Genomic DNA, 8,289 nt, shown 5'->3' with positions numbered 1-8,289 from the left:
CCTAAACAAGCAACGCCTAAATTAAGCCCAAGTAGCCCCGATAGACATAAAATCATTACTCAATTTGAAGGGTTCCAAGTAATCGTAACTCATCCTTATTTAACCCGACGAGGCATCAGTCAACAGACCAGCAATGATCCTCGATTTCAAGGGAGAATCTACACGGACAGCCGTAATAATGTTATTTTCCCTCATGCAGACCGTGAGGGGGTTTGTGGCTATGAAATGCGTAATCAGGAGTTTAAGAGCTTTTCCAAAGGTGGTATCAAGGGTTTATGGGCTTCTAACGGTTCACCTGATGATACGACGCTGGTTATCTGTGAAAGTCCCCTGGACTGCTTAAGTTATCATCAATTATTCCCTGATGATACTACCCGTTACTTTGCTACTGGTGGAACCTTATCAGAGAAGCAGAAAACTCTACTTAAAGGGGTTTTTGAGAAGTTCCATAATAAAGGGGGACACATTATGATTGCGACTGATAACGATGAAGCTGGTCAGAAAATAGAGCAGGAATTAAGGAATATTGCCCCTGAAACGGCTCAAATTAATCGGATAGAGCCTAGGCATCATAAGGATTGGAATGAGGCTTTAATGGCTGAAATTAGACAGCAAAGGGAACAAGAACAGAAGCGTAGTCGGAGTAGAGGGTTGTCTCTTTGAATAAGAGAACTCATTCCTTTTTCATCTGCTCTTATCGAACAATAATGTTTTTGTTAAGATATGGAAATTTGTTAGGTTAAGTTGTTTAGAATTTCACTATTTTAATCTTTTCTCTTCTTACTGTTCATGAAGTTGAGACTTAAAAATAGTTACATAATTAAGGAAATCTAAACAGTGTTAGCTCCTATTGAATCAAATCCTAAGACAGAATCCATTGCTAGCGTTTTTCAGAAATTATTACAGCAAATTTCCCTACTCGGTGGAGGGATTATGTTAGGAATAGCGACAACACTATCGTTCGCTCCACCCGCATTAAGTAATACTAATGTGACAGTTAATCCTTGGGGTATGCCGATGATCATGGAATTTGATCCGAATAAATCTCCAGGTACAGAAGCAGACCCAACTATCCCTGGAGACTTACCAGGTCCCCCCGCAGATGAAAATGGCAACTCTCTATTGAGAGAGGGAGAAGATGCTTTTGCTCAACCATTTATTCAACAGACATTTATGTACCAATTTAATTCGGATCAAAATGGAAAGATTACTATCACTTCAATCAATGTCACCGTTTCAGGAAAGACAGTAATCCACTTGCCCAACGATGCTGATGATACTTTAAAAGAACATGAGAATGGTCATGACACTCTAAATAAGGAAGAGTACACTAAGCGGATTGAAGGAAAGCTCAAAGATTCACTACGGGATCTTATGGGAAGTATGTACGTTGGTGAAGGAAATACTCTTCAAGAAAAAATTAACAATGCCAAAGCTAAAGCAGAAAAAGCAATAAACGACCGTCTTATACAAAGAGGTATAGCGTCGAGTACCATGCAAATGGATACACTTGGCAAAAAATACGATAAGCTAACTGACCATGGCAAAAGTGATACAGTTGATACTGATGAAGGTGTTAAAGAAGCGATAAAAGAACGGAATAAAGCACCAAAAGCTGGAAAAGAAGCTAAAAAACCAGAGCAATCAAAACAAATGGGGTCAACTTCTCCTAGTTCTTCCCTTTCTTTATTTGACTCAAATACAAATCGCCTAAGTTTTGGTGGAGATACACTACTGACTGTTACGAATGATCCAACAGACCCCATTATTGGACGTGGGCAAATCCAAATAGACCCCATGTTGTTAATTGGTGTTCAAGAGAATGGAACAGTCCATCTTTCAGATACGAGCCTACAGATAGTGGATACGACTAATGATAGTTTTCTGATGGACGCTTTTCTTTTTGAATTAGCTTATATACCATCTAGTTCACCTGATTTTGCAGGAATGATTCAGGGCTATCTAGATATTCCGCCAGTATTTGCTGAAGGAATCAATAACTCCATCGAATCCCCGTTTTTATCTGGTATGCTTGATGCTAGTATTGCTGATGAACTCACAACCTTCTGGTTTTTTGCAGATCAGCCACTGTTTGATAGTCAAGGTTTACCACTAATTGGCTCAAGCGGTGTTACGGGAAGCCTCAAAATTGGGGTGGCACAAGTTCCAGAATCTACTTCTACCATTAGTCTGTTTGCTCTTGGTAGTTTAGGTGCAATATCAACCTTTAAACGCTACAAATTCAAAATTTAATTCCTGGATTTTTTGATGCTCTGGCTCAAGTTGATCAATAATTGTCTCCCTTTTGAAAAAATTTATGCTCAAAGAGTACAAATTTTTATCGCTTCTGTTTTATCCGTCTCTTTTTTGGTCTTTTAGGCACACACCTCCTGTTCAATAGTATTTATAGGGAGGGTGTGACACCTTGCACTATCCCTCTCGAACCACCGAGCAAAAATACTCATGCGCTCATCAGGGTTTAAACTCATCATCTTATACTCCCTAATTCGTTTCCCATTGACCCGCCGTTGTCCAATACAAGTCAACTGAATGCCAAACAGCGACATTAACAACCGTTGACCCACACCCACCGGGGTATCCCTTTCAGGATTAATGCTCATATTCAAATACTCTTTAATTTGCTGTCTATTTACTGGCTGACAAATAAGCTCAAACCATTCCCTTAAATTATCGTGAGTAAACACTTTATCAGGGTCAAAAAATTGCTTGATGTTAATACGTTCCATAGCCATAATCTGAGCAGAAAGTAAAGCCTTATTCACATCCGGCGTAAACCCTTTCCCTGGACTATTTTTAGTTAACTTCTCAACCTTCTCTTTATCCCTTTCTTTGAGAAAAGGTTTACCAGTGGTTAAATAGTAGTGTAAAGTCAACTTACCAAACCAACCCTCATCATCTTTTTTCACAATCTCAGGGCTAATGTCTTCCGTCCCATAACGACGCATAATTCCCCTTTACGCTGGCGATGTCGGTCTTCTTTGCTTTTCTTTTCTCTCTTTTAATTCATTAATTCGGCATCACTAGGGTTCTCTGAGCAGAAATACTATTACATTCTTGGTTATAATTTCCTCTTGATTAGCTAATCATCCCTTTAATTTCCTCCTTATCTGACTTTTCCTCCTCAACAGAGTCAGCCGTATAATTAATGATCTCATACCCATCTTCTGCCAACTTAGTGAGGATAAACTCTCGATAATGACGATAACCTAAATTAACTAAACAAGCCTTTTTAACCCAAGTGGAAAGGTGTTCAGGGTGTTCTCCATCTAAGGCAGCTAAAGTATCACTTTGAGCCAATAAATTCAGATTAGTGGTAAATACTTTCTTTTGACTCTTTAATAACCCTCGGTGATCTGTCGCTCCATTACCAATCCGGGTTGACGAGGTTTTCTTGACATATAAATAACGAGGTACATCGTCTCTAACTCGTTCGATGGTTTGACAGACAGCTTCGACGGTTTGCACACCCCCGGCAAAACAGTAGACCCCATCAAAGTGCTTCACATCGATACTCACCCCTGTTTCTAATACAGGAGAGGTGATCACAATGTCATAGAGGGGGAGAACCGCATTAAGATTTCCCATCACCCCATCGGCAGGGTGTGACAGTTCCGTTGACGATTCCCCGTCTATTCTTAAAATCTTGAGGTTAAGATGCTTAAAGACCTGTTTGATGAGGATTTCAAGGTTAATGGTTGACCATTGACTCTTGGCCTTTTGGGCTGCGGTGTGAATAATAATTTTTTCCCCTCGCTCAATAGCCTCAAAGATTTGTTTGAGAAGCATTTCAGGAGAGTCGAAATTATAGAGAATTCGTTTTCCTTGGTTGGGGTTATAGTGATTCTCGACAATCCATCGCTTGACGGGATGGCCGATTAATTTCTCCATGTACTCGATGGCCAAGGGGGATAAATCCGCATCACATAGAAAGATTCTCCCCCCTCCTTCAATGACATTCTGCACCAACTCTTTAAAGCTTTCGAGCATGGGTACACGATTGAATTTACAGGTAGGGGAGTTTAAGGCGTGCCAAATAACTTGGTCAGCTTCATCGAGCATTAAGATAGCTCCTGACCAATTATTGGGCTTAAAGGGAGGATTGGCATGGGGGTGGAGGGAGTCCACACAGAGACTATACCCCAGTTGCCGTCCTGCTTTGGTCAATTCGGTGCGGTATTCTATGTTTAACCGTCTTCCCAGTTCTTTAGCCAATTGTTCTCGGTGTAATGGCACTAGGATGGGAACGCCCTCCTCTGCCAGACTAGCGATTTTAGACAGTAATTGGGTCTTTCCTGTTTTCTTAGCGGATTTGATGCCGATTAATTGGGCATTTTCAGGAATTTCTATATCTAAGTAACGTTGGTTAACGATGAGGTCAACCAAATGGGAAATACTTGTGAGAGCTTTATTTTCCCATTGGGGGAAGGAGACGGCACTGTTGATGACGGTTTTAGCAAAGTCAGCCCCTTGGTTAACGATGAGGTCATCGAGTCCTTTGCCTAACTTGGCATCCCAGGTGACGATATGGGGATGGCCACCGGCTTTGGAAATGGCGATCGCCAGTCTTCTAATACCTTTGATGACGGCTTGTTTGGCTTTGGGTTTGATATCACGGTCAAAGGCGATGTTAACCCGTCGACCTTTGACCAGGGGAATTAATTCAGGAATGAGGGTCAGGGGAATTATATTCCCCTCTGAGTCCTTAGTTTTTGCCCCACATTGGCAGCCAAACAGGGAAATGGTAGGAATCTCTATGGAGAGGCTAGAAAGGGTCTTCTTGACCCCTTCTGTGAGGGTTAAGGGGATGGTGGTGGTTTGGAACCATTCCCAATATCCGTTAATGACAATGTTCTGCTCTCTTAGTTCTTTCGAGAATTCTAATAGCGCAGAATCCGCAAGAGGTTCTGTCCCCTGGATGATAGTCGGCGATGTAATTGGGGTATTTGTGGTTGAACCACTCAACAACCGTAGCCAGATGTTTTTTGCGTTTTCGTTTGAACAGGAAGTGTCCTTGTCCTTGGCCTTGTTCTTTCCAATGCTTAAGCAATAGCCTTTTAAGCTGTTCAGGAGTGTTGTGTTGCTCACTACTAAACCCTTTAGCCATTGAATTAACCTCTCTGGTAACGGTTGCTGATGTTCGATACACATAGCCAACCAAGTTAGGGCTGGCACGGGGGGCAGATAAGGAACGTCCCCTATGCCTTTGGGGGCGTAATATTTTCCTGTTTTGTTCCCTGTATCGGCTTGACCATAAACTTTGGTTTGAAACAGCTTGCCATTTTCGGAGTAGAAGGCCGCCCCAAGAAGGTTGGGTTTGGCTTGATGACCAAATCGGGTGTAAGGCCAACCCAACAGGTCATACAAAGGCGTTCCCGTCACTTCTTTGGTGATGGAGTCAATTTCAAGGTCGGGGACGATTTTGACGGCAAAATCGTAGAGGTCAGGGGCGATTCCTGACGATGTGATGAATTCCTGACGGATTAAGGTGTTATTGATCACGCTTCCCCCTTCTCTTCATAAGAGCCAGAGGGGGGGAAGGGATTTGGGGATACTTGAGAAATGCAGAGGATTTCCAGACAGCAGAATTGTGTACAATACTTGTCTGTTCCCACCGAAATAGGGTAGGATTAATCATAAGTATTATTGTATTTTTACAAATACGCAACAAGCCCTACTTTTCGGTGAGACGGTCGGTGGGGTTTTGTTGTGTATTATTACCTTAATACGAGTTTCTCATTTTGGAAACCTTTTTGAAACTATAATTTGTTAAGATTTTTTGCGTTCACGATGACGTTTGATGTACTCTAAAGCATTTTCATCAGATATAAAGAGAATTCTCCCAACTTTGAACGCTTCTAGATTTGGCTCAATGTTTTTCTTCGGATAGCCCGTAATATCGTATCCTATTCGACGAGTGCTAAGATTTACCTCAGTCGCAATCTCTTCAAGCGTCCAATAACCAGGGAGACTTGGTTCTTTACGTTTTAGTGGGGGATCAAAATCTTCGGGACGCAGAATATTATTTTCTGAAGTGTTTAGAGACTTAGGCATTTAAACAGATTAGGACTACTCCTGACTTACCTCCATATTAAACGGCATGACCGTTTTGTGAAGAATTTAGCGGAGTTATCCTATGAGCATTTTTGTCTAGACAATGGGGGACACTTTAGAATCTGCCTTACTTTCCAGCACTTTAATTCCTTCTGAAAGTCTTCTATTTTGAATTAATCACTTAATCAAAATAGATATTTAAAACAAGTATTTCTCTTAGCTTAATCGAAACTTTTTAGTTCTTTTTGATGAGAATTTGAAAACTTTAATTTTCTTTTGAGAATTGTACCTGCTCCAACTATGCCAAGAGCGAGAAGACTAAGCGTTGAATTGGGTTCTGGTACAGATGCTGAAATATCATAAACTGAACTCACAATTAATCTATCATTAGGATTCGCACTGTTAAATGCTCCACCAGCAATCAAGTCTAAAGTATGAGTTCCTGGAGAAACATCTTTTTCAATTCCACTTTTATTCCACTCAATAATACCATCAAAAGGTCCTTGTATATCTTCCGATATAAAATCTACTGTGATCCCTTCATCTATTCCTCCTATAACTATGAATGTAAAGTTTCCTCCTGTTAAAGTTACTCTAGTATTACCTGCGATAGAAACTGTTACATCACTTGCTTCTTCAGCAATTAAATTAAATTCGCGTGAAGCTTGCCACTGCAAATTTCTAGCTGGAGGAGAAACTGTATAAGTAAAATCTTCAACTGTAAATCCATTTTGAGTCTTTTTTAAAGTTGGTTGAGTTTGATTAATTATCTTATCTCCATTAACTATAAATCCCTTAAAATCAATGGGATTGTCATTAAAATCTATCTCTTGTGCTTTAATATTTGGTTGAACTATAGTTAGCAAACCTATTGTTATTGAATATAAGAAAAATTTATAACGCATGACTTTGATCCTACTATTATTCAAAATCATTAAAGTTTATCTAATCCTAAAATTATTTTCTATAAAGAAATTCTTATGGAGCTAAATAAACAGAGATAAGCGTTGCTAAATCAGCAGTTGATTAGTTATAAAAAGGAAATATTTATCTACAACTGCGGAATATTTTACTTGTTGGCTTAATCAAAACTTCTGATTTCTTTTTTGATAAAAATTAGAAAACTTTAATTTTCCTTTGAATATTGTACTTGCTCCAAGTATGCCAAGAGCGAAAAGGCTAAACGTTGAACTAGGTTCAGGGATATGAGTGCCTGTTAAAACAACTCTTAAAGAATCTGGATTGCCACTACCTCTGTCAGTATAAGTATATTCTATATTGTACGAATCAAAATGGATAGGAGGATGTGATGCAGAGCTAGAATCAGAACCGCTATTTGGCACAAGAGGCGTAAATTCGCCATTTGGAGGAAATTCAGAAAAAGCTATGGACAAACTCGTTTCTCTACCTCCACCAGATTCTCCTAATTCAGGATGTGGATCTGTTGTATGTCTGACCTTTACGGTTGCTGGTTCAACTGGAGCAATAGGCGCACTATCAGGTTTAGCCCATGTACCTAATCCTATATATTCTAAAGTTGTTTCTGAGACTGACCAATTTTCTAAACTTGGTTCATTTAAAATAATATTATTCCCAGGAAAAAATTCAGTCCCAGTCCAAACAACACGGAGTTTTTTTGGCTCATCAATTATGTCAGTTGGACTCAACCTAATGTCTGCAGCAAAAGAAGATTGAGCCAAAGCCAAAGAACCACTAATAATTGTAATAACTGAATAGACTTGTTTAGTTAATACCATAGTATTGCTTTATTGCTTAATATTATTAATCATTATGCTTACAAATTTAATTTGTATCTCAAATTTTTTTTATAAAGAAATCCTAAAGATCATGAAAAGAGAACGACACGGCAGAGCGAAAATCCTCACTCCCGACGAAATTCACCTCCTTTTCAACCAAGGACTGCAAACCCTACTACATCGCACTTTATTTAGTTTTTGCCTCTACACCGCCTATTGTTCTTTACGTTTCAGTGGGGGATCAAAATCTTCGGGACGCAGTATATTATTTTCTGAAGTGGTTAAAGACTTAGGCATTTAAACAGAATAGGACTACTCCTGACTTATTCCTATAATATAAATCGTTCCATCTTCATCTTAAGTAAGGATCTAAACATGAAAATTATTAACACTATTTTATTAGCTACAGCTACTAGCACATTCACGATCCTAACTACTCTTGTTCCTGAGAACAAGGTTT

At 39.5% G+C, this 8,289-nt stretch carries 7 protein-coding genes and 1 pseudogene; 2 read left to right on the top strand and 6 right to left on the bottom strand.

All coding sequences use genetic code 11. The features are described from left to right. Positions 1 to 663 (top strand): DUF3991 and toprim domain-containing protein (locus tag CY0110_RS27090; RefSeq protein WP_008278857.1); only part of this gene is annotated, 663 nt, incomplete at its 5' end. Positions 664 to 837: 174 nt separating this feature from the next. Next, entirely contained in the window at positions 838 to 2,253 is a 1,416-nt protein-coding gene (locus CY0110_RS27085; RefSeq protein WP_008278856.1) for a hypothetical protein, read from the top strand. A gap of 122 nt (positions 2,254 to 2,375) precedes the next feature. Here CY0110_RS27085 and CY0110_RS27080 read toward each other — a convergent pair whose 3' ends face one another. From CY0110_RS27080 to CY0110_RS31255, 6 genes and pseudogenes are all read right to left on the bottom strand, one after another. After that, complete coding sequence (locus CY0110_RS27080; RefSeq protein ID WP_008278855.1) at positions 2,376 to 2,966, bottom strand: hypothetical protein; 591 nt, start codon at positions 2,964 to 2,966, stop codon at positions 2,376 to 2,378. Positions 2,967 to 3,096: 130 nt separating this feature from the next. Further along, the gene (locus CY0110_RS27075; RefSeq protein ID WP_008278854.1) at positions 3,097 to 5,520 is read right to left on the bottom strand and encodes a plasmid replication protein, CyRepA1 family; all 2,424 of its coding nucleotides are present in this window, start codon (positions 5,518 to 5,520) and stop codon (positions 3,097 to 3,099) included. Between the two features lie 267 nt (positions 5,521 to 5,787). Further along, on the bottom strand, positions 5,788 to 6,072 hold the full coding sequence (locus CY0110_RS27070; RefSeq protein WP_008278853.1) for a hypothetical protein: 285 nt from the start codon (positions 6,070 to 6,072) through the stop codon (positions 5,788 to 5,790). Between the two features lie 221 nt (positions 6,073 to 6,293). Then, on the bottom strand, positions 6,294 to 6,977 hold the full coding sequence (locus CY0110_RS31260) for a PEP-CTERM sorting domain-containing protein (RefSeq protein ID WP_035800845.1): 684 nt from the start codon (positions 6,975 to 6,977) through the stop codon (positions 6,294 to 6,296). A 180-nt stretch (positions 6,978 to 7,157) separates the two neighbouring features. Next, positions 7,158 to 7,829: a hypothetical protein gene (locus CY0110_RS27060; protein ID WP_008278851.1), complete on the bottom strand. Its 672-nt coding sequence runs from the start codon at positions 7,827 to 7,829 to the stop codon at positions 7,158 to 7,160. A gap of 219 nt (positions 7,830 to 8,048) precedes the next feature. Continuing rightward, a pseudogene (locus CY0110_RS31255) lies at positions 8,049 to 8,126 on the bottom strand (DNA-binding protein); the annotation flags it as partial. Positions 8,127 to 8,289: the final 163 nt, after the last annotated feature.

The sequence above is a fragment of the Crocosphaera chwakensis CCY0110 genome (assembly GCF_000169335.1).
In the GTDB taxonomy this organism is placed as follows: domain Bacteria; phylum Cyanobacteriota; class Cyanobacteriia; order Cyanobacteriales; family Microcystaceae; genus Crocosphaera; species Crocosphaera chwakensis.
Note: the sequence above shows the minus strand (reverse complement) of the source record. Positions and strands in the feature narration are given on the sequence as shown.

Excerpts from the sequence above, each read along its gene's own strand:
- CY0110_RS27080 (WP_008278855.1), bottom strand. The coding sequence starts at position 2,966 with ATGCGTCGTTATGGGACGGAAGACATTAGCCCTGAGATTGTGAAAAAA.
- CY0110_RS27070 (WP_008278853.1), bottom strand. The coding sequence starts at position 6,072 with ATGCCTAAGTCTCTAAACACTTCAGAAAATAATATTCTGCGTCCCGAA.
- CY0110_RS31260 (WP_035800845.1), bottom strand. The coding sequence starts at position 6,977 with ATGCGTTATAAATTTTTCTTATATTCAATAACAATAGGTTTGCTAACT.
- CY0110_RS27060 (WP_008278851.1), bottom strand. The coding sequence starts at position 7,829 with ATGGTATTAACTAAACAAGTCTATTCAGTTATTACAATTATTAGTGGT.